Origin of the sequence: Pantoea sp. PSNIH1 (assembly GCF_007680655.1) — a bacterium.
In the GTDB taxonomy this organism is placed as follows: domain Bacteria; phylum Pseudomonadota; class Gammaproteobacteria; order Enterobacterales; family Enterobacteriaceae; genus Pantoea; species Pantoea eucrina.
The window spans coordinates 1-23,082 of record NZ_VEIP01000006.1 but is presented as its reverse complement, the minus strand read 5'-3'; the positions used below and the strand labels follow the sequence as shown (position 1 = coordinate 23,082).

At 57.7% G+C, this 23,082-nt stretch carries 21 protein-coding genes; 6 read left to right on the top strand and 15 right to left on the bottom strand.

Going from position 1 to position 23,082, the window contains the following annotated elements:
* Positions 1–196 precede the first annotated feature (196 nt).
* From FS690_RS14295 to FS690_RS14285, 3 genes are read right to left on the bottom strand one after another with little or no spacing between them, the layout of a single operon-like run.
* On the bottom strand, positions 197–385 hold the full coding sequence (locus FS690_RS14295) for a YpfN family protein (RefSeq protein WP_039379517.1): 189 nt from the start codon (positions 383–385) through the stop codon (positions 197–199).
* A gap of 23 nt (positions 386–408) precedes the next feature.
* Complete coding sequence (dapE, locus tag FS690_RS14290; protein WP_039379515.1) at positions 409–1,536, bottom strand: succinyl-diaminopimelate desuccinylase; 1,128 nt, start codon at positions 1,534–1,536, stop codon at positions 409–411.
* A 1-nt stretch (position 1,537) separates the two neighbouring features.
* Entirely contained in the window at positions 1,538–1,906 is a 369-nt protein-coding gene (locus FS690_RS14285; RefSeq protein ID WP_071667924.1) for an ArsC family reductase, read from the bottom strand.
* 395 nt (positions 1,907–2,301) lie between these two features.
* On the opposite strand from FS690_RS14285, the gene ypfM reads away from it, so the two are divergent.
* On the top strand, positions 2,302–2,361 hold the full coding sequence (gene ypfM / locus FS690_RS18670; RefSeq protein WP_104085366.1) for a protein YpfM: 60 nt from the start codon (positions 2,302–2,304) through the stop codon (positions 2,359–2,361).
* Positions 2,362–2,464: 103 nt separating this feature from the next.
* Here ypfM and acrD read toward each other — a convergent pair whose 3' ends face one another.
* Positions 2,465–5,581: a multidrug efflux RND transporter permease AcrD gene (gene acrD, locus FS690_RS14275; protein WP_071667915.1), complete on the bottom strand. Its 3,117-nt coding sequence runs from the start codon at positions 5,579–5,581 to the stop codon at positions 2,465–2,467.
* Positions 5,582–5,912: 331 nt separating this feature from the next.
* Between acrD and FS690_RS14270 the strand changes: the two genes are divergently transcribed.
* The 3 genes from FS690_RS14270 (at position 5,913) to nudK (ending at position 8,709) form a co-directional block, all read left to right on the top strand.
* Entirely contained in the window at positions 5,913–6,185 is a 273-nt protein-coding gene (locus FS690_RS14270) for a DUF1471 domain-containing protein (RefSeq protein WP_071667916.1), read from the top strand.
* Positions 6,186–6,495: 310 nt separating this feature from the next.
* Entirely contained in the window at positions 6,496–7,998 is a 1,503-nt protein-coding gene (ansP, locus tag FS690_RS14265; protein ID WP_039379509.1) for an L-asparagine permease, read from the top strand.
* Between the two features lie 132 nt (positions 7,999–8,130).
* Positions 8,131–8,709 (top strand): GDP-mannose pyrophosphatase NudK, encoded by a 579-nt coding sequence (gene nudK, locus FS690_RS14260; protein ID WP_145339815.1) that lies wholly within the window; start codon positions 8,131–8,133, stop codon positions 8,707–8,709.
* 65 nt (positions 8,710–8,774) lie between these two features.
* Here the strand turns inward: nudK and FS690_RS14255 are convergent, their stop codons facing one another.
* From FS690_RS14255 to FS690_RS14220, 8 genes are read right to left on the bottom strand one after another with little or no spacing between them, the layout of a single operon-like run.
* A complete protein-coding gene (locus tag FS690_RS14255; protein ID WP_039379505.1) occupies positions 8,775–9,737 on the bottom strand; it encodes a ribokinase in 963 nt (320 codons plus the stop codon).
* Positions 9,737–10,630 carry an allose kinase gene (alsK, locus tag FS690_RS14250; protein ID WP_145339814.1) on the bottom strand — a complete coding sequence of 298 codons (894 nt, stop codon included), beginning with the start codon at positions 10,628–10,630 and terminating at the stop codon, positions 9,737–9,739. The genes FS690_RS14255 and alsK overlap by 1 nt, the downstream gene beginning before the upstream one ends.
* Positions 10,627–11,319 (bottom strand): D-allulose 6-phosphate 3-epimerase, encoded by a 693-nt coding sequence (alsE, locus tag FS690_RS14245; RefSeq protein ID WP_104085268.1) that lies wholly within the window; start codon positions 11,317–11,319, stop codon positions 10,627–10,629. The genes alsK and alsE overlap by 4 nt, the downstream gene beginning before the upstream one ends.
* A complete protein-coding gene (locus tag FS690_RS14240; protein ID WP_039385603.1) occupies positions 11,319–12,368 on the bottom strand; it encodes an ABC transporter permease in 1,050 nt (349 codons plus the stop codon). The genes alsE and FS690_RS14240 overlap by 1 nt, the downstream gene beginning before the upstream one ends.
* Positions 12,369–12,383: 15 nt before the next feature.
* Positions 12,384–13,373: an ABC transporter permease gene (locus FS690_RS14235; RefSeq protein ID WP_039379498.1), complete on the bottom strand. Its 990-nt coding sequence runs from the start codon at positions 13,371–13,373 to the stop codon at positions 12,384–12,386.
* Complete coding sequence (locus FS690_RS14230; RefSeq protein WP_039379496.1) at positions 13,366–14,871, bottom strand: sugar ABC transporter ATP-binding protein; 1,506 nt, start codon at positions 14,869–14,871, stop codon at positions 13,366–13,368. Before FS690_RS14230 ends, FS690_RS14235 begins: the two co-directional genes overlap by 8 nt.
* Before the next feature lies 1 nt (position 14,872).
* The gene (locus tag FS690_RS14225; RefSeq protein WP_104085266.1) at positions 14,873–15,856 is read right to left on the bottom strand and encodes a substrate-binding domain-containing protein; all 984 of its coding nucleotides are present in this window, start codon (positions 15,854–15,856) and stop codon (positions 14,873–14,875) included.
* A gap of 12 nt (positions 15,857–15,868) precedes the next feature.
* Positions 15,869–16,699 carry a DeoR/GlpR family DNA-binding transcription regulator gene (locus tag FS690_RS14220; RefSeq protein WP_071667920.1) on the bottom strand — a complete coding sequence of 277 codons (831 nt, stop codon included), beginning with the start codon at positions 16,697–16,699 and terminating at the stop codon, positions 15,869–15,871.
* Between the two features lie 490 nt (positions 16,700–17,189).
* Between FS690_RS14220 and FS690_RS14215 the strand changes: the two genes are divergently transcribed.
* On the top strand, positions 17,190–18,242 hold the full coding sequence (locus FS690_RS14215; RefSeq protein WP_145339813.1) for a DUF1176 domain-containing protein: 1,053 nt from the start codon (positions 17,190–17,192) through the stop codon (positions 18,240–18,242).
* Between the two features lie 15 nt (positions 18,243–18,257).
* On the opposite strand, the gene ampH is transcribed toward FS690_RS14215, so the two are convergent.
* From ampH to tal, 3 genes are all read right to left on the bottom strand, one after another.
* Entirely contained in the window at positions 18,258–19,427 is a 1,170-nt protein-coding gene (ampH, locus tag FS690_RS14210) for a D-alanyl-D-alanine-carboxypeptidase/endopeptidase AmpH (protein WP_039379485.1), read from the bottom strand.
* Positions 19,428–19,570: 143 nt separating this feature from the next.
* Positions 19,571–21,580 carry a transketolase gene (gene tkt / locus FS690_RS14205; RefSeq protein ID WP_145339812.1) on the bottom strand — a complete coding sequence of 670 codons (2,010 nt, stop codon included), beginning with the start codon at positions 21,578–21,580 and terminating at the stop codon, positions 19,571–19,573.
* Between the two features lie 68 nt (positions 21,581–21,648).
* Positions 21,649–22,599, bottom strand: a complete 951-nt coding sequence (gene tal, locus FS690_RS14200) for a transaldolase (protein ID WP_039379481.1) — start codon at positions 22,597–22,599, stop codon at positions 21,649–21,651.
* Between the two features lie 261 nt (positions 22,600–22,860).
* Here tal and FS690_RS18450 point away from each other — a divergent pair.
* On the top strand, positions 22,861–23,082 hold a 222-nt coding region (locus FS690_RS18450), incomplete at its 3' end, for a hypothetical protein (protein WP_222126076.1).

The following is a 23,082-nucleotide window of genomic DNA, read 5'->3' as shown; positions in this document are numbered from 1 at the left end:
CGGGCGACATAAATGCCGCCCCTGCAACCAATCCGCCGGGACGGGCGGCATGAATGCCGCCCCTACAATTGCCGGTAGGGGGCGCATTCATGCGCCCCTGGCGTATTCCTGCGCCCTAGGGTTATTTACGCGTCCATCGCCCATTTGCGGCCAGGGCGGCATGAATGCCGCCCTGGCGTATTTACGCGCCCCTGGCCTATTTTTTCTTTGGCCAGTCATCTTCATCATCCCACTTATCGTTGAAATCACGATGCGGAGGTAAATCCGGCCGGTTATCCATATATTTTTTATGATCGATGCGCTTGAGATCTTTATAGACGTTCATCAGTACGCCCACCATCAGCACAATCACCAGGATCCACCAGTACTCTTTTAACCACTCCATGCCCCGTCTCCTTGTTTATGCGGTCAGGCAATCAGCTGCTCCATAATGCGCTGATACATGCGGCTCAGCAGCTGCAGATCTGACGCTTTGACGCACTCATTGATTTTATGAATTGTGGCGTTAACCGGGCCAAGCTCCACCACCTGCGCTCCCATACGGGCAATAAAGCGTCCGTCGGAAGTGCCGCCCGTGGTCAACAGCTGCGGCTTAATTTCATTATAGTGCGTTACGGCGTTTACCACGGCGTCAACCAGCCTGCCGCGTGACGTCAGGAAAGGCTGTCCGGAAACGGTCCACTCCAGCGTATAGCGCAGCTGATGGCGGTCCAGCAGTTCCGTCACGCGATCTTTAATCATCTGATCGGTCAGCTCGGTGCTGAAGCGAAAGTTAAACTGCACAAAAAATTCGCCGGGAATAACGTTATTGCTGCCGGTACCCGCCTGCACATTCGCAATCTGCATGCTGGTTGGCGGAAAGAATGCGTTGCCCTGATCCCACTCGGTGGCCACCAGCTCATTCAGCGCCGGCATGGCACGGTGTACCGGATTATCCGCCAGGTGCGGGTAGGCGACATGTCCCTGCACGCCGTGCAGCGTCAGGTTTGCGGTCATTGAACCGCGCCGGCCGTTTTTCACCACATCCCCGACGATCTCTGTACTGGAGGGCTCACCCACCAGGCAGTAATCCAGCCGTTCATGACGCGCCATCAGGCGCTCCACCACTTTGACCGTGCCGTTGACCGCGCTGGCCTCTTCATCGGAGGTGATCAGAAACGCCAGGCGGCCCTTGTGCTGCGGATGCGCAGCGACAAAACGTTCAGCGGCGACCACCATCGCTGCCAGCGAGCCCTTCATATCGGCGGCACCGCGCCCAAACAGCATGCCGTCGCGGATAGTGGGCTCAAACGGCGGGTTGATCCAGCGGTTTGCATCACCGGGCGGTACGACATCAGTGTGTCCGGCAAACGCTAAGGTTTCACCGTGACCGCGCGTGGCCCAGACGTTCAGCGTGTCATTAATATGCATCTGCTCAATCTGAAAACCGATCGCCTCCAGGCGGGCGATCAGCAAGGCCTGACAGCCCGCATCATCCGGACTTAGCGAAGGGCGACGGATGAGCTGCTGAGCCAGCTCAATAACCGGACAGAACATGTTATGACTTCTCCTGAATAAAAGCGTGGTAAAGATCGGCGCTGTAGCCCGGCAGCAGGCTGCCATCGGGGGCGGCAAGCAGCGGACGTTTAATGATGGCAGGCTGTGCCAGCATCACGGCGCTGGCGCTGGCGGCATCCTTAATCGCGGCACGTTCTGCTTCCGGCAGCCTGCGCCAGGTGGTACCGCGCGTATTCAGCAGGGCTTCATAGCCAAGCCGATCGATAAAGTGCTGCAGCAGCGCGGCATCCAGTCCATCCGCGCGATAATCGTGAAACCGGTAGTCGATGCCGGACGCGGTTAGTGCATTGCGCGCTTTTTTTACGGTGTCGCAATTTTTGATTCCGTACATCACCCACTGCGCTGTCATAGCTGTTTCCCGTTCTGCAAAAAAATCTGCGCGCGAGTTTACCACAGCGGGGTGCGCGCGGTGAGCGTCAGTGGATATTGCCTGCATTTTTCATCATCTGCTGCCTTTAATCGAAAACGCTAATCAGGACCAGTAAGCGCTTTCATTCTGAGCGCAAACTGCCCGCTGTCTTATTATCAGGCCGGTAAGGATTATCTTAATCACGGAATTGTGCTACAGAATGAAAAAAACATTATTTTTCATTCTGAACAGAAGCTTGCAGAAATGTGCGTTACGGCACAAAAAAGAAAAACTGCAGCTTTTCCCCGCTTCTGCCGATAGTGATAAGAGGTGGAAACGTATTCACCTGCAGAAAAAAGCGGCGTACAATTGCCATCACAATAAGAGAGGTTGTTATGGTTGAACATGAACTGGGGAACTGGAAAGAATTTATCGAAGCGATGTTACGTAAGTAACGCGTGACGAGGAAAGCAGGGCGTTTCCCCCCTTGCTGTAATTCTGACCACACACATCAATAGAGCCGCCGGGAGCTTCTCCCGGCGGCTTTTTTCATGCCGGCTAATCGTGCGGTTTCTCACGCAGCGGAAAGCGACGCCGGACCAGCACAAAGAACAGGGGTACAAAGAAAATAGCCAGCAGCGTGGCTGTCAGCATACCGCCCAGAACGCCGGTCCCTACCGCGTGCTGACTGCCTGAACCCGCGCCGCTGCTGATCGCCATTGGCAGGACGCCAAACATAAAGGCAAGTGAAGTCATTAATATCGGACGCAGGCGCTGACGCGAGGCTTCCAGAGTGGCCTCCTTTAACTCACGGCCTTTGCTGTTGATCTCATTCGCAAACTCCACGATCAGAATCGCGTTTTTCGCCGAAAGCCCGATCACCGTCAGCAGCCCGACCTGAAAATAGACATCGTTTTCCAGTCCGCGCAGCCATGTTGCCAGCAGAGCACCGACAACACCCAGCGGCACAACCAGCATCACCGAAAAGGGAATAGACCAGCTTTCATAGAGCGCAGCGAGACACAAAAACACCACCAGCAGCGAAATAGCATAGAGCGCCGGGGCCTGCGCGCCGGATAATCGTTCCTGATAAGATGCGCCGGTCCACTGGAAGCCTACCCCGAGCGGCAGCTGCGCCACCAGCTTCTCCATCTCATCCATGGCGGTTCCGCTGCTGACGCCGCTGGCCGCTTCGCCAACAATTTCCAGCGAGGCGTAGCCGTTATAGCGTTCCAGGCGCGGTGAGCCGGTTTCCCAGCGGCTGGTGGCAAACGCAGAGAAGGGCACCATGCCGCCGCTGCTGTTGCGCACGTACCATTTATTGATATCGCCGGGCAGCATACGAAACTCCGGTGCCGACTGCACATAGACCTTTTTAACCCGGCCGCGATCGAGAAAATCATTCACATAGGTCGATCCCCAGGCGGTAGAGAGGGTCTGGTTGATGGTGTCCAGCGAGACGCCGAGCGCCTGCGCTTTGCGCTGGTCGATATCGATCTGCAGCTGCGGCGTATCGTCCAGGCCATTATGCCGCACGCGCGACAGCGCCGGATCGGCTGACGCCAGCGCCAGCAGCTTATCGCGCATCGCCATCATCTGCGTGTGCCCGATACCGCTGTGATCCTGCAGCTGCAGATCAAAGCCCGAGGAGCTGCCCATGCCGCTGATGGCCGGGGGGCTGCTGGCGACCACGCGTGCTTCAGCAATCGCGGCAAATGCGCGGGTAGCGCGCTCAATAATGGCAAAAGAGGTGCGGTCGTCACCGGGACGTTGATCCCAGGGCGTGAGGCGGACAAACAGCCGCGCCACGTTCTGACCGTTGCCGCCAGGCCCGGATCCAATGGTGGCAAACACGGACGTGACGTTCTCTTTTTCCGCCGTAAGGTAGTAACGTTCAACTTTCTCAACCACGCGGGAGGTCTGCTGCAGCGTTGAACCCGGCGGCAGCTGAATCTGCGTCATAAATACGCCGCGATCTTCCAGCGGCAGAAAAGAGGTCGGCAGACGCAAAAACAGAAAAGCCATCAGGCCGATCAGCGCGGCATAGAGCAGCATCCAGCGGCCACTCTGGCGCAGCAGTCGCGCAACGCCCCGTTCGTAGCGCTGAGTGCTGGCGTTAAACGCGCGGTTAAACCAGCCGAAAAATCCGCGCTGACCGTGATGTTCACCCTGTTTCAGCGGCTTAAGCAGCGTGGCGCAGAGGGCGGGCGTCAGGATCATCGCCACCAGTACTGACAGCACCATAGCGGAGACAATCGTAATGGAGAACTGGCGATAAATGGCACCCACCGTGCCACCAAAAAAGGCCATCGGGACAAAGACTGCGGAGAGAACCAGCGCAATGCCCACCAGCGCGCCCTGTATCTGCCCCATCGATTTGCGCGTGGCGGCCCGTGGCGATAACCCTTCCTCGCTCATGATGCGCTCAACGTTTTCCACGACCACGATCGCATCATCAACCAGCAGGCCAATGGCCAGCACGACGGCAAACATGGTCAGGGTATTAATACTGAAGCCGCAGATATAGAGCACGGTAAACGTACCCAGCAGCACCACCGGCACCGCGATAGTGGGGATCAGCGTGGCGCGAAAATTCTGCAGAAAGAGATACATCACCAGAAACACCAGCAGGATCGCTTCCAGCAGCGTTTTGACGACATCTTTTATGGAGGCCTTAACAAAAGGCGTGGTTTCAAATGCGATTTTCGCTTCAAGGCCGGGGGGAAAATAGTGTGCCAGCTCCGCGACGCGGGCGCGAACCAGCCGGTCAGTATTCATCTCATTCGCGCCGGAAGCCAGCTTAACCCCCAGGCCTGATGCGGACTGACCGTTATAGCGACTCAGGTAGTCATATTTCTCTGCGCCCATGGCGATACTGGCAACATCACCGAGCGTGACAACTGCACCGCTGCCGCTGCTTTTTAAGGTAATGGCGCGAAACTGCTCCGGCGTCTGCAGCATGGACTGCGCGTTGACCGTGGCATTCAGCGCCTGCTTCTCTACCGACGGCAATCCGCCGACCTGGCCGACGGCGACCTGGGTATTTTGTGACTCAATCGCCTGAATGATATCGGCGGTCGTGAGCGCATAGCGCGTCAGTTTGACGGGATCGAGCCAGATGCGCATAGCGTACTGTGACCCATAGGCATCCACCTGACCGACGCCATCGATGCGGCTGAGCGGATCCTGGATGTTACTGGCAACGTAATCAGCAATATCCTGCTTATCCATGCTGCCATCGGTGGAGACAAACGCAATCATCAGAATGTTGCTGTCGCCGGTTTTATTAACGTTAACCCCCTGCGCCTGAACGGCGGCCGGAAGTTTGCGCAGTGCGCTCTGCAGCTGGTTCTGCACCTGCTGACGCGCCTCATCGGGATCGGTACCGGCGAGAAAGGTCAGCGTAATCTGCACCTGGCCGGTATTGCTGCTGTTGGAGGACATATACATCAGGTTATCGATGCCGGTCATATTCTGTTCGATAACCTGCGTAACGGTATTCTCCAGCGTCTGGGCAGAGGCGCCGGGATAATTGGCCGTGATGCGGACATTGGGCGGAGCAAGATCCGGATACTGTTCAACCGGAAGCGAGGTGATAGCCAGCGTGCCGCACAGACAGAGTAAAATCGCCAGAACCCAGGCAAATACCGGGCGGTCGATAAAAAAGTCCGACATAACTCTGTTACTCCTCAGCGGCAGCTTGTCATTATTATATGAGCAGCGCACGGCTGGCGCGCTGGCAGGCGAGGCGGGCACACTCTGCAGGCGCCTGCCCGCTTTACTTTACGCGGTGTAAATCAGAGAAACGTGGAGTAATTATGGAAGAAATGTAAATGTTGCGTGGCCGGACGGCTCAACCGGTGCCGTACTGCTTTACCTTTCCCGGCAATACAGACATTAATCTGGCTAAACATTAAACAGATTTACCGACCGCCTGGCCTGGTTTGCACAGGCTTGCCAATACTTCTCCTGTCACCCGCTATTTTCTGCCACTCAGGAGATCCTTATGAAACGAGCTACTACCCTCTTTGGTGCGGCCCTGCTTGCCACCGCAAGTTTTTCCACGCTGGCTGCTACGCCGCTGAGCGAGGCGGATGCCCAAAACATGCAGCCTGCAGGCACCATATCGGTCAGCGGCGTGCGCGGCACGCTGGATGACGCCACCCGCCAGCTGTCGCAAAAAGCGGAAGAGATGGGCGCCACACACTTTCGCGTCATTGGCGCGCAGAATCCTGGCGACTCCAGCCTCTGGAACGGCAGCGCTGAAATCTATCGCTAATGCGTTACCCGGGAGCTGCGCAACCGGGCATTTCCCGGCCCGATTTTCTGCTTTTCTGACGCCATCCTGACCGGTCACGCTGCTGACCGGTTTTTTTGTGCGTCACGACCGATTCTTACAAATCAGATCGTGCGTCCAGCCAGTATATTTTGCTTCGTTCATGCAGAACGGGTAGGATTCATCGCCGTAATTTCCCGGGTCGCCACGCGCATCGTTCCACTGCTCCGGCACCGGTTTTTACTCCATTTCGCACCGCAGGCGCAAACGATTGGTCAGCCGGTGATTGATGGTCAGGACAAACAGGAAAGCTATGAAACATACTAAAAAAACGCCCGACGAACAGCGTGCTGCGAGAAGGCGCTGGCTGAACTCTCACGATACCGGTTACCACAAAGCGATGGGTAACCGACAGGTACAAATGATCGCCATTGGCGGTGCTATCGGCACTGGTCTGTTCCTCGGCGCAGGCGCACGCCTGCAGCTGGCAGGTCCGGCGCTGGCACTGGTCTATCTGGTGTGCGGCATCTTCTCTTTCTTTATTCTCCGTGCGCTGGGCGAGCTGGTACTGCATCGCCCCTCAAGCGGCAGCTTTGTCTCCTATGCGCGTGAATTCCTCGGGGAAAAAGCGTCTTATGTAGCGGGCTGGATGTATTTCGTTAACTGGGCGATGACCGGGATTGTCGATATCACCGCCGTGGCGCTTTATATGCATTACTGGGGCGCGTTTGGCGACGTACCGCAGTGGGTATTTGCGCTCGGCGCGCTGGCCATTGTCGGCACCATGAACATGATTGGCGTTAAGTGGTTCGCCGAAATGGAGTTCTGGTTTGCGCTGGTCAAAGTGCTGGCAATTGTGATCTTCCTGATTGTTGGCGTGGTGTTTCTCGGTACCGGCAAACCGCTCGACGGCAACGCGACCGGCTTCCATCTGATCACCGATAACGGCGGTCTCTTCCCGCATGGCCTGATGGCTGCGCTGGTGCTGGTGCAGGGAGTGGTATTTGCCTTTGCCTCGATTGAGCTGGTAGGAACCGCGGCCGGCGAGTGCAAAGATCCTAAAACCATGCTGCCCAAAGCGATCAACAGCGTGATCTGGCGTATTGGCCTGTTTTATGTGGGTTCCGTGGTGCTGCTGGTGCTGCTGCTGCCGTGGAATGCCTACCAGGCGGGACAGAGTCCGTTTGTGACCTTCTTCTCGAAGCTGGGCGTTCCCTATGTCGGCAGTATTATGAACATTGTGGTACTGAGCGCGGCGCTCTCCAGCCTTAACTCCGGTCTCTATTCAACCGGCCGTATTCTGCGATCCATGTCGATGGGCGGCTCAGCGCCGCAGTTTATGTCGAAGATGAGCAAGCAGCAGGTGCCGTATGCCGGTATCCTGGTCACGGTTGCGGTTTACATCGTTGGCGTGGTGCTGAACTACTACGTGCCGTCGCAGGTGTTTGAGATTGTCCTGAACGTTGCCTCGCTGGGGATCATCTCTTCCTGGGGCTTTATCGTGGTCTGCCAGATGCGTCTGCGCAAAGCGATCAAAGAGGGCAAGGCTGAGGATGTCAGCTTTAAGCTGCCGTGGGCGCCGTTCACCTCCTGGCTGACGCTGCTGTTCCTGCTGAGCGTGCTGGTGCTGATGGCGTTTGACTACCCTAACGGCACCTATACCATCGCTTCCATTCCTCTGATCGCCGTACTGCTGGTGCTTGGCTGGTTTGGCGTACGCAAGCGCGTCCAGGCAGAGGCGATGAAAGAGCATGAGGTGCACGCGGATGAGAGCAGCGATGCGTCACCGCAGCTGGCGGACGAAAGCGGACGCTAAACCTTTCTCTGTAGCGTAACGGGAGCCTGGCTCCCGTTTTTTTTACCCGCCGCTGCGCAGGTAATTCAGATAGTTTTCCCCGCCGCTGCCGCCTATCATTTCAGCCTCTCTCAGCAAAGCAGCGGAGCGCTCATGGCATTCACTATCAACGTCATTAAAAATAAGATCCTGTCTGAAAACTGGTTTGTGCTGCGCAATTACACCTACGAGCTGACGCGCAGCAATGGCGAGGTGGTGCGGCACAAACGTGAAGTCTACGATCGCGGTAACGGCGCAACCATCCTGCTCTACAATCGTGAAAAAAACAGCGTGGTGCTGACCCGGCAGTTTCGCATCGCCACTTACGTTAACGGCAACGAAAGCGGTGAGCTGATTGAAGCCTGCGCCGGGCTGCTGGACGACGACACGCCCGAAGATTGCATCCGTAAAGAGGCGATTGAGGAGACGGGCTATCAGGTGGGGAAGGTTGAGAAACTCTTTGCTGCCTACATGTCACCCGGCGGCGTTACGGAACTGATCCACTTCTTTGCTGCAGAATATAGTGAAGCGACGCGTGCCAGCAGCGGCGGTGGCGTTGAAGATGAAGCGATAACCGTGCTGGAGCTGTCGTTCCCGCAGGCGCTGGCGAGGGTAAAAGATGGGGGCATCTGTGACGGTAAAACTATTATGCTGTTGCAGCATGCGCAGCTTGCCGGATGGCTGAAGCCGTAATCAGGGCGCAGTGATGCGCCCCCGCGGCGGGCCTGCATGGCTGAATAGCTCTGCCTGAAGCTCAGTTACGCCACCGCGTTCTCTATCTCCCCGACCACGCACTCCGGATGCGCCTGCAGTCGCGCCAGCGCCTCGGCATAGGAGGGCATTGAGTCGGCTGCGCCAGCGCGCTCAACGCAGAGCGAGGCAAACGCTGCGGCAAACCGCGCCGCCTGCGGCAGATCGTCGCCTGAGGCGAGACGCGCGGCAAGCGCACCGTTAAATGCGTCACCCGCGCCGGTGGTATCGCGCGGCTGCGCCGGAAAGAGCGGAATACGCTGCTGCCGGTCAGGCGTGGAGAGCAGGGCTCCCGCCATGCCCAGCGTAATAATGACCTGGCGCGCGCCTTTGCGGTGCAGCACGTCGGCGGCACGGCGCGCGCTGGCGAAATCGGTTACCGTTACGCCGCTGAGCTGGGTCGCTTCGGTGCTGTTCGGCGTCAGCAGATCGACCTTTGCCAGCAGCGCATCGCCGATCTTCTGCCACGGCGCCGGGTTAAGGATGACAAAGGTGCCGCTGGCGCGGGCGTTGTCGATCATACGCTGGATAGCGCTGAGATTATTCTCCAGCTGCACCAGCAGAATGTCGGCTGCGGCGACCGTAGGCTGGCAGCGCGTCACCTCGGCTGCGGTCACGGTGGTATTAGCGCCCGGATAGACTGAAATCATATTCTCCGCGTCGTCGCCCGCGACGTAAATCAGCGCATTGCCGGTTGGCTTCTCTTTACAGGTAAACAGCGTAATGGCATCGAACCCGGTTTTTTCCAGATGACGGCGGGCAAACAGGCCAAAATCGTCATTGCCTACTTTGCCGATGTAGTGCACCCGCGCACCTGCGCGCAGCGCCGCCGTGGCCTGATTAGCCCCTTTGCCGCCTGCGCCCATCATACTGTGATGCGCCGTCAGCGACTCACCCGGCAGCGGAAAGCGGCGCATCACCGCCACGATGTCGAGATTAAAGGAACCAAATACACACACTTTTCCTTTCATCATGCGCTCCTGAACAGGCGTTCGGCGGCCAGACAGGCACCGCGGCAGCCCGTGTAGTCGGTTGAGTGGCTGAAGATAATCTTCAGGTTTTCACGGGTTACCGGTGGCCGCAGATGCTGCTGGATCTGGCTGCGCAGCTGCGCCAGCGGAAAATCAGCCATCGCCAGTACGCCACCCCCGAGGATCAGGTACTCCGGATCGAGAATATTCATTTCGGTCGCGATCAGCTCAGCCAGCCGCCGGACAAACGCCTGCAGTTCCGGCTGTTCGCCGTGGCGGGTAAACAGCGCCGGCATCGGCGTATCGGCGGCGTTCTGTGCGGCCCAGCGGCTCAGCCAGTGGCCCGACGTCAGCGTTTCTGCACAGCCGTGGTTGCCGCACGGGCAGGGCAGGGCGTTGCCCGCCACCGGAATATGCCCCAGCTCGCCGGCACCGCCATGCTCGCCGTGATAAAAGCCACCGTTGAGCCACAGGCTGTTGCCCATGCCGGTGCCGGGATAGAGACCCACGGCGTTGTCCGGCAGCTGCTCCAGCTGCAGCAGATCCCACAGCATTAGGTGGTTCACATCTTTGTCCATCGCCACCGGCACGCCAAGCAGCGCGGTGAGGTGCGACGCGACCGGCTGGCCATCCAGCGCCTGAATAAAGGGCAGCGAAATCACCTGCTGCCGGTCGCGGCTGAGAATACCCGGCAGACCCAGCATAATGCCGCTTACCGGCTGCTGCTCCAGCGTGTCGCGGATGAGCTGAGCAAGCGCCAGCAGCGCGTCGGGCTGCTGCGCCCAGCTGGCGGTGGCGACTTTGCGAAAGCTGCTCCAGACGCCATCCTCTTCCATCAGCTGCAGCCGCGTACCGGTGCCGCCGATGTCGATACCGAGCCAGCGTGGTTTCATGCGGACACCTGCGTCAGCCCCTGGGCTTCATCAATGCTGTCGCGCATCATCTCCCACGCGGTCGCCAAATCATCATGAATATTGAACAGGCCGGATGTGCCGACAATCAGCACTTCTGCACCGGCCCCAATCAGCTGGTTATAGGTGCGGGTGTTGCAGGAGCCGTCTATCTCAACCAGATAGTGATAACCGTGCTGCTGTTTAAGCGTTTTCAGCTCGCGCACTTTCTCCACCATCTCCGGAATAAAGGGCTGACCGGCGTAGCCAGGGTCCACCGTCATCACGGTGATTTTATCCAGCAGGTGAATATAGTGCTGGATAAAGGAGACCGGCGTGGCGGGATTCAGCACAACACCCACTTTTTTACCAAAGCTGCGGATCATATTGATCACGCGGAAGGCGTCGCGGTTAATGGTTTCTGCATGCGGGCAGATGTAGTCAGCCCCCGCTCTGGCGACCGCCTCGATAAAGTCGGTCGGCTCTTCCACCATCAGATGCACATCAATGGCCACGCGGGTATAGGGCCGGATCTGTTCAATAAAGAAAGGGGAGAGCGTGATGTTTTTAACGTAGTGACCATCCATGATATCCACGTGAAGAAAGTCAGCGCGCGAATCGAGAACCTGCAGCTGGTGCTTGATCTCCATCAGGTTCATACACATCAGTGACGGGGAGATTTGAATACGCATCATACTTCCTTCTTTTCAGTCAGAGGATTAAGCACCGCGGCCAGCTTGCTGAGCTTTACCGCACGGTGTTCGTTGAGTCGGGTTTTGAGCTGTTTAAAGGCGAGTACCACAATCAGCACCGCGCCCCACATCGCCAGACTGACGTGCTGGCTGATATTCATCAGGTTGAAGCCGGTTGAGAGCACCTGCAGCGCAATCAGCGCCAGCACGACGCCGGTGACGCGACCAAAGCCGCCGTTGGGATCGGTGCCGCCGAGGATAATCGCCAGTACCGTCAGCAGCAGGTAGGCGTCGCCGTAGCCCATGCGCGCGGAGTTAAAGCGCGCCATCATAATCAGGCCCGCCAGCACGCAGAGCAGGCTGGAGATCACGTAAACCAGCATCACCATGCGGTGGGTGTTAATGCCGCTAAACCAGGTTGCGTTGATGTTGCTGCCGCCCATATAGATACATTTGCCGGCCCGGGTTTTACCGAGAAACAGCGCCAGCAGCGCGGCGGCGATGAGGAATACCCAGAGCGGCAGCGGCATCCCCAGCAGCGTATCAGCGCCCAGCGCCTGCACTACCGGCGGCATGCCGCTGACGGCTGCGCCTTTGGTCAGCCAGATACCGATCCCGTTCAGCGTCATCATCGTAGCCAGCGTCACCAGAATCGGATGCGCGCCGATGCGCGTGACCATCAGGCCGGTGATGACGCCGATGGCGGCGGCAATCAGCATGGCGCCGATAATGGCGATAACCAGCCACAGCAGCTGCAGCGCCATCCCGGCACCGGCGGGCAGGGCGCTCATCAGCGTCCAGGCGATAAACAGCGCGGTCAGGTTGGCGGTGGCAATAATGGCGAGATTCAGGCCGCCGCTGAGAATGGCGATAAACATCGCCAGAGTCAGTAATCCCAGTTCCGGCAGCTGAAACGCCATGCTCATAAAGGTGGAGTCGGTCAGGAAGCGACCCGGCAGCATCAGCGTAAAGGTCGCCAGCGCCAGCGCGATCAGCAGCATCAGACCAAGGTTGGTGCCGTCAGGGCGCAGTGCAGTCAGTGATTTCATCATCAATGCCCTCAGTCACACGAAACTGACATCAGTTTCTTTGCGTTTTTTGTAGTGCGTTACGGCGATCGCAATCATGATGACGCCGCCTACCACGATGTTCATGAAGTAGTTCGACACGCCCACCAGGTTAAGACCGTTCTTCAGGATGGCGATCAGAAAGACCCCCATCAGCGTGCCGCTGACCGTGCCTTTACCGCCCATCAGACTGGCGCCGCCCAGTACCGTTGCCGCCAGCACATCAAGCTCGCCGCCGACCAGCGCATTAGGCACCACTTCGCCCATGCGATAGACCTGTACCAGGCCGCCAACCGCCGCCATGGCGCCCAGCCAGCCGTAGGCAAAAACGTGGATCAGGCCGACGCGGATGCCGATACGTCGCGCAGACTCTGCGTCGCCACCCACCGCATAAAGCTGGCGCCCGAGGTTGGTTTTGTTCAGCAGCAGTGCCGTCGCCGCGGCAATGATCAGCATGGTGGCCAGCGGCAAGCCGACCTGAAAGCTCTCGCCCTGCCAGCTGAATGGCAGCACGTTACGCAGGGTGATCCACCACTCCGGCAGCGAATAGAGGCTGCGGCCGCCGGTCACCCACATCAGCAGGCCGAACAGCAGCGACTGCATGCTGATAGTGATGATGATGGAGACCACCCGCAGCGTGGTGATCAGCAGCGCATTGATCACGCCAAACAGCGTGCCGCACACGATCGCCAGCACAATGCTGAGCAGCGCGTTATCAAACTGAAACTGCACAAACAGGGACGCAAGCAGGTACTGCACCACTGAGGCAACGGCGGCAAAAGAGATATCGATCCCGCCGGTCACCAGCACTACAAACAGGCCCAGCGCAAAGATGCCGGTGACCGCATAGCTCTCCGCCAGATCCAGCAGGTTCTGTACGGTAAGAAACTGATCGCTGGTCACAGAGAAAAACAGAATGAACGCCAGCAGCACCCAGGCGAGCCAGCCCTGGCTGGAGTGCGGACGTAAACGGGAAAAATCAGGCATTGATCACCTCCGCCAGCTGCTGCTGCTCGACGCTATCGGGTTGATATTCGGCATGAATGGTGCCATCGCGGAAGTGCAGGATACGGTCGCAGTTGTACCAGACCTCCGGCACCTCATCAGAGATCAGGATGATCGACAGCCCCTCTTTCGCCAGCTCATGGATCAGCTGATAGATGCTGGCTTTGGCACCGACGTCTACGCCAACGGTAGGCGAGTCGAGGATCAGAATACGCGGCTGCGTCAGAACCCACTTTGCCAGCACAATTTTTTGCTGATTACCGCCGGAGAGGGTAGAGATGGCGAGATTCGGGTCGGCGACGCGCACGCCGAGCTGCTGGATCCACTGCAGGATCAGTTTGTTTTTACGGTACTCATCGATCAGGTGAAAGCGGTTCTGCAGTTTGTCGAGGATCGGCAGCACCATGTTGTCGGCCACCGACTGCTGCTGCACCAGCCCCAGCGTCAGGCGATCTTCTGACACATAGCCAATGCCGGCTTTGATCGCATCTTCATGACCGCGAAAGCGGACCGGTTTGCTGTCGAGCCAGATTTTGCCGCTGTCGGGACGCGTCATGCCAAACAGCGACAGCGCCAGCTCGGTACGTCCGGAGCCAAGCAGACCGCACAGCCCCAGTACTTCGCCCTCATAAAGTTTAAAGCTGACGTCACGGTACTGACCGGCACGGGTAAGATTATCTATCTCCAGGATCACGCGCTCGCTATTACGCGTCGGCGCTTTCAGCTGGTAGTCGAGCTTCAGGCCGGTCATCAGCTCGGTCAGATGATGCGGCGTCATCTCCCGGGCGGGCCAGCAGCCCATTTTACGGCCGTCGCGGATCACCGTGACGCGATCGGAGATCTCCAGCACCTCATCAAGCCGGTGGCTGACAAAGACCACGCAGATATTTTTATCTTTCAGATAGCGCACGGTGCGCAGCAGCTGATTGACCTCGGTACGGGTCAGCGAGGCGGTTGGCTCATCCATGATCACCAGGCGCGCATCGGCGACCAGCGCGCGGCAGATCGCGACCTGCTGGCGCTGGGCAATCGAAAGCGCCGCGACTTTCGCATCCAGATCGAGGTCAAATTTCAGCTCGGTTATAATGCTGCGGGCGCTTTCACGCAGGCGCGCGCTGCGGTGCCAGCGCAACAGGCCATTGAGGTTATGCTCAAACGCGATGTTCTCCGCCACGCTCAGGTTGGGGAACAGCGAGAGGTCCTGATAGATGACCTGAATACCGAAATCACGCGCCTGTTGCGTGGTCAGGCGCGGCAGTGCCGGGCCATCGCCCAGCGTAATATGGCTGCCGCTGTCCGGGGCGTGCACCCCGGAAATGACTTTGATCAGGGTGCTCTTGCCACAGCCGTTGGTGCCAGCGAGACAGTGCACTTCGCCTGCCAGTAAGGTCAGGGAGATATCGCTCAGCGCGCGGTTGCCACCAAATGTTTTCGACAGATTCTCGAGCGCAATTAGCGTCTGTGGAATGACCTCTTGCATATCAGAGCCCCATTTTTACCAGTTTTGGCAGGTTGTCTTTATCCAGACTCTCTGTGTTGTTGCCGAGAATGGTATGCGTCGCTTCATCCACTTTGACTTTGCCCAGTCCTTCAATCGTCATACCGTCGGTGATCGGCTCTTTCTTCTGCATCATGTCGGCGATACGCACAAAGACTTCACCTGCGGTTTCCGGATTCCAGATGTAGCCGCCTTTGATGGCGTTACGCTGCACCAGCGAGGCGCCCTGACCCGGACTGAAGGAGCCAATGACGCAAACCTGGTCAATTTTTTTGCGGTTCATGACGGCGCGCCCGGCACCAATCGGCCCCTGTGAACCAAACGCCATAATGCCTTTCAGATCGGGATATTTAGACATCAGCTCGTTGGTGGTACGGATGGAGTCATCCAGCGATTCGCCGACGCCAAATTTGTCGGTGACCAGCTGCATGTTGGGATAGTGCTCTTTCTGATAATTGAGCGCGGCATCGGTCCACTGCTGATGCAGCGGTACGGTGAGGCTGCCCACGTACATGGCGTATTTGCCCTCGTCGTGCATGCACTTCGCCAGCGCTTTCATGTGATTGATTCCGTGGGTTGCGGCGTCAACCAGCTCAAAATCCCAGTTGGCACCCTGCTGGCCGGGTGACTCATGCGTAATCACTTCGATACCGGCGTCCCGCGCCCGTTTCAGTACCGGCTCCAGCACTTTCGGATCGTTGGGTACCACGCCGATGATGTCGACTTTCTGCGCAATCAAATCTTCAATGGCGCGCACCTGCAGTGCCGGATCGGCTGCGGTAGGGCCGACCATCCATGCATCGATGCCGCGCTTCGCCGCCTCGCTTTTAATGCCCGCTTCCATGGCGTTAAACCAGGGAATACCCCCGATTTTAACGACGATACCCATGCGTAATTTATCAGCGGCATGCGCGCCGGTGGCGGCAAACAGGGCAAGCAGAGAACAGGCGATAAGATGTTTTTTCATACAGACTCCTGGTTAATTTTTAATTAGCTGCATGGACTGATGACGCTGAGAACAGACAATGACGTTAACGCCATTCCACGCCAGTTCCTGCTCCAGCTCTTTATCTTTTAATTGGTCAGTTATCAGAAAATCGACATCACGGTAGTGACAAACACGGGCAAAAGAGGGGCGCATAAATTTGCTGCCATCCAGTAACAGATGTTTTCTTTCAGCGGCCAGTAACATTTGTTGTTTTAAATGCGCGTTATTCTCATTGCCTTCCCGCAAATATCCGTCATTACCTAAACTGCTACAGGAAAAAAAGATCTTATTAATCTGAAATTCACGCAGCGGCTGTTCAGCCACGACGCCGTGAAAATCCTCATCGCGGTCAGAATATTCTCCGCCGAGGCAGATAGTGCGAATGCTGCCGCGCGCCGCCAGCGTCTGCACGATACGTAGCGAATTGGTTAGCACGGTTAACTCGATATCGGGCAGCTGCCGCGCAAGATACCAGCAGGTAGTACTGCTATCGAGCAAAATACAGTCACCCGGCGTGATAAAATCGAGCGCGCGCTTGGCAATGCTCATTTTTGCATCGACATGCTCATTAATACGCTGCCGAAAAGATAATTCGTTTTCTCTGACAGCTCTGTTATTTCCCTGAATGCCGGCGTTCTGTTTTTTTACCGGAACAGCACCACCATGACTGCGCTGTAATAATCCTCTTTTTTCCAGCTGGCTTAAATCGCGCCGTATGGTTTCCTGCGAAACCTGACATAGCGTGACCAGCTCTGAGACAATTACGCGGCCATTTATATTAAGTTCGTTAATAATTCTTTGCTGTCTCTCAATCGGCAACATACTTATCCTCCGATGGCTATAAATTACTGGAAGCGGGCACGGGAAAATGTGGACTGGGCAGGAGTCCACGGTGGCAAAAAAAGAGGCCCGTTATTGAGTGATATAAGTTCAGTTATTAATGTAATGCTTAACGCTTATTTGCACGTAATGTTGATGTGGCTCACATAATTAACCCCTGAAGCGTCACAGTTAAAACAGATCCGATCGCCAGCTTATTAATCCATAGCTACCATAGCATGACTGTTTATGACCGTTTGTGCGGGATTGACCGTTTCAGACTGCGCCCTGATAGTCAGGGGAATCTGATTGAGCCGCTGTCAGGCGCAGTGGATGATGGGACCGCAGCGTACAACCTGTCCGTACGATGATGAATCGCTGATTTAATAAGCAGTTAATTCTGCTTTTCAGGCCGCTTCACACTTCCAGCCTGCTGATAACGCACGCAGTGCGCTATGATTTTCTTTCCAGAAATTCGGGGACGGGGTTGTTAATGTCGTATTGGATAAAGTCACTGCTCTTGAGCTCTCTGGCAGCCAGCGCCAGCGTGCAGGCTGAACCTCTGCAGAAGTCTTTTTCTGACTGGCAGCTCACCTGTAACAATGCGGCTTTTTGCGTGGCGCGCAGCTTTCCCGGCGACAATGGTCTGGTGATGACGCTGTCGCGCCACGCCGGCGTCGACGATCGTCCGCTGCTGCGTATCGACTACGGCAGCGCCTATACCGGCGCGCTGCCGGGTGGCCCGCTGAAAGATAATCTGCTGCTGGATCAGCGTCGCCTGAAGCCCGACCTTAAACACTGGACGGTTGAGCCACACCATCTTGCTACCAGCAACGCTATCGCGATTGATGAGTTTCTGGGACAGACGCTGGACGCGAGCACGCTGCAGCTGACCTACCAGGCCAAAGCGGTGGTTCCGCTGCGTGGCCTGAAAGCTGCGCTGCTGCTGATGGATGATGTGCAGGGGCGCGTAAACGGAACCAGCGCATGGGTCAGGCGTGGGGCGCAGTGGGATCTCCCGCCACCGCCGTCGCTGCCATCGCTGCCGTCATCAGCACCGCCGCCCGCGCCGCTGACGCAGGAGGAGACCAGCGGACTAATCGACTATGGAACCTGGCGCATCACTACCGATAACTGCTCGCTGGATCCGCTGCGGCGCGAGGTGAGCGTCGCACCGCTGACCGACAGCAAAGCGCTGCTGCTGGTCAGCTGTGAAACCGGTGCCTATAACGTTATCGATCTGGCGTTTGAAGTGACACGCAGCCAGCCCTACGTATCACGCGGGCTGACGCTGAATCTGCCTTTTGTTCCTCCGGCGCGCAGCGACACGCAGCTGGAGCTGGTGAACGCAGAGTTCGATGCCAGTAATGGCCTGCTCTATACCTTCAGTAAAAATCGCGGGCTGGGTGATTGCGGTACGGCAACACGCTGGCAGTTTGATGGCAGCGCGTTTGTTCTGGCGGAATATGCGGAAGAGCAGATCTGCGACGCCTGGCACAGCAGCGACGACTGGCCCACGCTGTGGGTAAGCCAGCCGGCGCGCTGAGCGACTTTCCGGGTGTCAGGGGATCGCGCCGATCATCATCGGCGAACCCGTCTTATTGCCCGCCAGCTCTGTCAGCAGATTATTCACGCCGTCGCTCATGGGCGTAAAGCGGCTGAGCGGTGAGCGGGTGACGACCACAAACACGCCAAGGTTATGCTGCGGAATCATCGCCATATAAGTAATGAAGCCGCCGGCACCGCCGGTTTTCTGAATGATACCGGGCCGGCCCGCTTTGGGGGCCATATAGACCCAGCCCATACCCAGCGCATCGGCACGTCCGGGTACATCCATCCCTTCAACTTTGGTCAGCTGATCGCGCCGGTAGATCAGCGTCTGCAGGCGATCGATCTGCGGCGTGCGGTGGCTTACCGCTGAGTCGAGGAACTGCTGCATCCAGCGCGCCATATCATCAGGGGTGGAGTAGACGCCGCCGCTGCCGATCGCCGCCAGAGTATTATTACAGGGGCTGGCCCCCTTTTCCGGCACCATCAGGCGCTGGCACTGGTCCGGTGAGGGTGTAAAGGTAGTGTCCTTCATCCCCAGCGGGCGCGTGACTAACCGCTGCAGCAGCGCCGGATAGGGCGTGCCGCCCGCTTTCGCCAGCGCGTCAGCCAGCAGGTCAAACCCGAGGTTGGAGTAGGCCGCCTGAGTGCCGGGCGCGGCTTTCAGCGTGGCGTTGCCCAGCCACTGCCAGCGATCGCTTTTAGTTGGCCAGACAAACACCGGACGGTGCGGTTTACCGCCGGGCTGTTCGCGCGGCAGCGAGCCGGTGTGGGTGGCGAGGTTGATCAGGCGGATCGTCTGGCCGTTATAGGCCGGAACGCGCGCCCCCGGCGGGGCGTAGCGGCTGAGCGGGTCATCCAGGCGGATCTGCCCGCGCTCGGCCATTTTCACCATCACTTCGCTGGTCATCAGCTTGCTGAGTGACGCGATGCGGATAACGGAGTCCTGCTGCGGCCGGACATTATTACCGGGGCGGGTTTCACCAAAGCTGGTAAAGACGCGCTGATTGCCGTCGATGGCGACCAGCGCCATGCCGGTTGCACCGCTGGCGTAAAAAATATGTTCGGCATAGCGATCAACAATCTGCGATGCCAGCAGAGGATTAGGTGAGACCTGTGCCATACCGCTGACAGGCAGCACGGAGACCATCAGGGCCAGTAAAAATGAAGTCGGTTTTTTCAACGGGAGTGCGTCCGCTATCAGAATCGGAAGAAAACCTATAGTAATCAGTTTGCGCAGAGCGGGAAGGGGAAAACGCGATTTTTTTTGTATAGAAAGTGCTAAAAAAAACGGCCCTCACCGTTATCGGGTGAGGGCCGCGGGGCTTATGCCGGTTTCAGCAGCGATTCCGCCTGGCTTACCACGTTTTCAACGGTAAAGCCGAAGGCCGGGAACAGCTTGCCGGCCGGCGCGGATTCACCAAAGGTGGTCATGCCGACGATTTTGCCGTCGATGCCGACATATTTGTACCAGTAGTCTGCAATACCTGCCTCAACCGCGACGCGGGCGCGTACGGTAGTGGGCAGCACGGATTCACGGTAGGCGCTATCCTGCTTATCGAACACATCGGTGCTGGGCAGTGACACGACCCGGACCTTGTGGCCATCCGCGCTGAGTTTCGCTTCCGCTCCCAGCGTGATCTCCACTTCTGAACCGGTGGCGATCAGAATCACATCCGGCGTGCCGTCGCAATCCTTCAGGATATAGCCGCCGCGCGCAATGTTTTCGACCTGCGCCTGGCTGCGCTCGGGCTGCAGCAGGTTCTGACGGGAGAGGATCAGCGCGGTCGGGCCGTGATGACGCTCAACGGCTGCTTTCCATGCCACCGCGGTTTCAACCTGATCGCACGGACGCCAGGTGCTGAAGTTAGGCGTCAGACGCAGGCTTGCCAGCTGCTCGACCGGCTGGTGCGTCGGGCCATCTTCGCCCAGGCCGATAGAGTCATGGGTGTAGACCATGATCTGGCGTGCTTTCATCAGCGCAGCCATACGGGCGGCGTTACGCGCGTACTCAACAAACATCAGGAAGGTTGCGGTATAAGGAACAAAGCCGCCATGGTGCGCGATGCCGTTTGCAATCGCGGTCATCCCGAACTCACGCACGCCGTAGTGAATATAGTTCCCGGCCGCATCCTCTTTGATCGATTTTGAGCCTGACCAGATGGTGAGGTTACTCGGTGCCAGGTCAGCCGATCCGCCCAGGAATTCCGGCAGCAGTTTGCCAAAGGCTTCCAGCGTATTTTGTGACGCCTTGCGGCTGGCGATTTTCTGCGGATTCGCCTGCAGGCCGCGGATAAAGTCAGCGGTTTGGCTTTCCCACTCCGCCGGCATTTCACCGTTAAGACGACGGCTAAACTCCTGCGCCAGCTGCGGATGCGCCTGCTGGTAAGCGGCAAACTTCTCATCCCAGGCTTTTTCATGCGCGGAACCCGCTTCTTTTGCATCCCACTGCTGGTAGATATCCTGCGGGATTTCAAACGGCGCGTAGTTCCAGCCGAGCTGCTTACGCGTCAGCGCAATCTCTTCGTCGCCCAGCGCAGCACCATGTGACTCCTCTTTGCCCGCCTTGTTTGGCGAACCAAAGCCGATGGTAGTGCGGCAGATAATCAGCGACGGCTTATCGGTTACGCTCTGCGCCTCTTTAATCGCGGCGGCCACGGCGTCGGCGTCGTGACCATCGATGCCTTCAGCGCTGCCGATCACGTGCCAGTTATAGGACTCAAAGCGTTTATGCGTATCGTCGGTAAACCAGCCTTCAGTTTCGCCATCGATAGAAATGCCGTTGTGATCGTAAAAGCCGATCAGCTTGCCGAGGCCCAGCGTACCCGCCAGCGAACAGACTTCGTGTGAGATGCCTTCCATCAGGCAGCCGTCACCCATGAACACATAGGTGAAGTGGTCGACAATATCATGTCCTGGCTGGTTGAACTGCGCGGCCAGCGTACGCTCAGCAATCGCCAGACCCACCGCATTCGCCAGACCCTGGCCGAGCGGGCCGGTGGTGGTTTCGACGCCTGGCGTATAGCCAATTTCCGGATGTCCCGGCGTTTTTGAATGCAGCTGACGGAAGTTTTTCAGCTCTTCCATTGGCAGATCGTAACCGCTGAGATGCAGCAGGCTATAGAGCAGCATTGAGCCGTGGCCGTTAGAAAGGATAAAGCGGTCACGATCGGCCCATGCCGGGTTAGTGGGATTATGTTTCAGGAAGTCGCGCCATAACACTTCCGCGATATCGGCCATGCCCATCGGCATACCTGGGTGACCGGAATTTGCTTTCTGTACCGCATCCATACTCAACGCGCGAATCGCGTTAGCCAACTCTCTGCGTGAAGACATAGGGTTCTCCCTTGTAGTAAAGCATCAGCGGGTTCGCCTCGGCTCGCCCGCACTCAACGGTGGTGCAATCAGAGGCGTGCTGACAGCACATCTTCCAGTTTCTGCTGGTCAACGGCGAACTGGCGGATACCTTCAGAGAGTTTTTCAACCGCCATCGGATCCTGGTTGTGCTCCCAGCGGAACTCCGCTTCTGACAGCGAGGAAGGCTGATGGAAACCTTCGGTAGAAGGTTCCAGCTTGCGCTCAACCGGCGCATCGCTGTTCGCCAGCTCTTCCAGCAGGTTAGGGGAGAGAGTCAGACGATCGCAGCCCGCCAGAGCCAGAATCTGCTCAACTTTGCGGAAGCTGGCGCCCATGATCACCGTGCTGTAGCGATGCTTTTTGTAGTAGTCATAGATGCGACGCACAGATTTCACGCCCGGATCTTCATCCACAACATAGGGGTCCATTGGCTTACGCGTGTTGTACCAGTCATAAATGCGGCCCACAAAAGGTGAGATCAGATAGACGCCCGCTTCTGCACAGGCGCGCGCCTGCGCAAAGGAGAACAGCAGCGTCAGGTTGCACTTAATGCCGTTTTTCTCCAGCTCTTCAGCCGCTTTGATCCCTTCCCAGGTTGAGGCGAGCTTGATAAGAATACGTGAGCGGTCGATACCGTGCTCTTCATACAGGCGTACCAGCTTTTCTGCTTTGGTCACGCACATACCGCGATCGAAAGAGAGGCGGGCGTCAACTTCAGTTGAAACGCGGCCCGGCACGCTCTTCAGGATTTCCATGCCGAGATTGACAGCCACTTTGTCGCTGGCGTTGATAATCTGCGTCTCTTTACTGCCACCCTGCTTTTTCGCATAGTCGATGGCGTCATCAATCAGGTGTTTATAAGCGTCAAGACCGGCAGCTTTCAGGATCAGAGAAGGGTTGGTAGTGGCATCTTCCGGATTGTAATGGCGAATGGATTCGATATCGCCACTGTCCGCCACCACGGTGGTGAACTGTTTTAGTGCGTCTAGCTGGTTCATCGCTTAACTCCTTGATTAGCAATATTATGGGCAAAAGAATGCCGGGCAACCGTCGCCTTGTCTGCGCCCTTTGCTGGGGATAGTGGTTCCACACAGTGCTACAGACGCCCGCTGATTAAAATGCGTTTTCTCTGATTATGGCGTGGCGGAGAGAGAGGCGGCGTAATCGGTTCAGCCATGTTTTGCCATCTTCAAGCATAGCAGCTTGCGCCAGAGATGCAGGCGAGGCGGTAAGTTCGCCGTCAGCGGCGGTGGCAGCCTTTGCCCTGGACGCGTGCTGCTGCACCGGGGCTGGTTCCGTTCGCCACGGAGGCTGGCACCGGTTCCGGGTTGAGAGCCGGTTCCGTTCGCCGTCAGCGGCAGCAGCAGCCTCTGCCCCGGCGCGGCGACCGGGCAGAGGACGCCAGGCCGCGCCCTCTGCACTCCCCGGCCCTGCGCCAGCCCCGTCCGCCGCTGCGCGGTTCCCTCGCTCACGCCCGCTTC

What these genes read in the sequence shown, in the direction of transcription:
- FS690_RS14230 (WP_039379496.1), bottom strand. Translation starts at nt 14,871, where the DNA reads ATGCAAGAGGTCATTCCACAGACGCTAATTGCGCTCGAGAATCTGTCG.
- nudK (WP_145339815.1), top strand. Translation starts at nt 8,131, where the DNA reads ATGGCATTCACTATCAACGTCATTAAAAATAAGATCCTGTCTGAAAAC.
- tal (WP_039379481.1), bottom strand. Translation starts at nt 22,599, where the DNA reads ATGAACCAGCTAGACGCACTAAAACAGTTCACCACCGTGGTGGCGGAC.
- FS690_RS14255 (WP_039379505.1), bottom strand. Translation starts at nt 9,737, where the DNA reads ATGAAAGGAAAAGTGTGTGTATTTGGTTCCTTTAATCTCGACATCGTG.
- acrD (WP_071667915.1), bottom strand. Translation starts at nt 5,581, where the DNA reads ATGTCGGACTTTTTTATCGACCGCCCGGTATTTGCCTGGGTTCTGGCG.
- FS690_RS14220 (WP_071667920.1), bottom strand. Translation starts at nt 16,699, where the DNA reads ATGTTGCCGATTGAGAGACAGCAAAGAATTATTAACGAACTTAATATA.
- tkt (WP_145339812.1), bottom strand. Translation starts at nt 21,580, where the DNA reads ATGTCTTCACGCAGAGAGTTGGCTAACGCGATTCGCGCGTTGAGTATG.
- FS690_RS14295 (WP_039379517.1), bottom strand. Translation starts at nt 385, where the DNA reads ATGGAGTGGTTAAAAGAGTACTGGTGGATCCTGGTGATTGTGCTGATG.
- FS690_RS14235 (WP_039379498.1), bottom strand. Translation starts at nt 13,373, where the DNA reads ATGCCTGATTTTTCCCGTTTACGTCCGCACTCCAGCCAGGGCTGGCTC.
- dapE (WP_039379515.1), bottom strand. Translation starts at nt 1,536, where the DNA reads ATGTTCTGTCCGGTTATTGAGCTGGCTCAGCAGCTCATCCGTCGCCCT.
- FS690_RS14215 (WP_145339813.1), top strand. Translation starts at nt 17,190, where the DNA reads ATGTCGTATTGGATAAAGTCACTGCTCTTGAGCTCTCTGGCAGCCAGC.
- FS690_RS14270 (WP_071667916.1), top strand. Translation starts at nt 5,913, where the DNA reads ATGAAACGAGCTACTACCCTCTTTGGTGCGGCCCTGCTTGCCACCGCA.
- ansP (WP_039379509.1), top strand. Translation starts at nt 6,496, where the DNA reads ATGAAACATACTAAAAAAACGCCCGACGAACAGCGTGCTGCGAGAAGG.
- FS690_RS14240 (WP_039385603.1), bottom strand. Translation starts at nt 12,368, where the DNA reads ATGAAATCACTGACTGCACTGCGCCCTGACGGCACCAACCTTGGTCTG.
- FS690_RS14285 (WP_071667924.1), bottom strand. Translation starts at nt 1,906, where the DNA reads ATGACAGCGCAGTGGGTGATGTACGGAATCAAAAATTGCGACACCGTA.
- FS690_RS14225 (WP_104085266.1), bottom strand. Translation starts at nt 15,856, where the DNA reads ATGAAAAAACATCTTATCGCCTGTTCTCTGCTTGCCCTGTTTGCCGCC.
- alsE (WP_104085268.1), bottom strand. Translation starts at nt 11,319, where the DNA reads ATGCGTATTCAAATCTCCCCGTCACTGATGTGTATGAACCTGATGGAG.
- alsK (WP_145339814.1), bottom strand. Translation starts at nt 10,630, where the DNA reads ATGAAACCACGCTGGCTCGGTATCGACATCGGCGGCACCGGTACGCGG.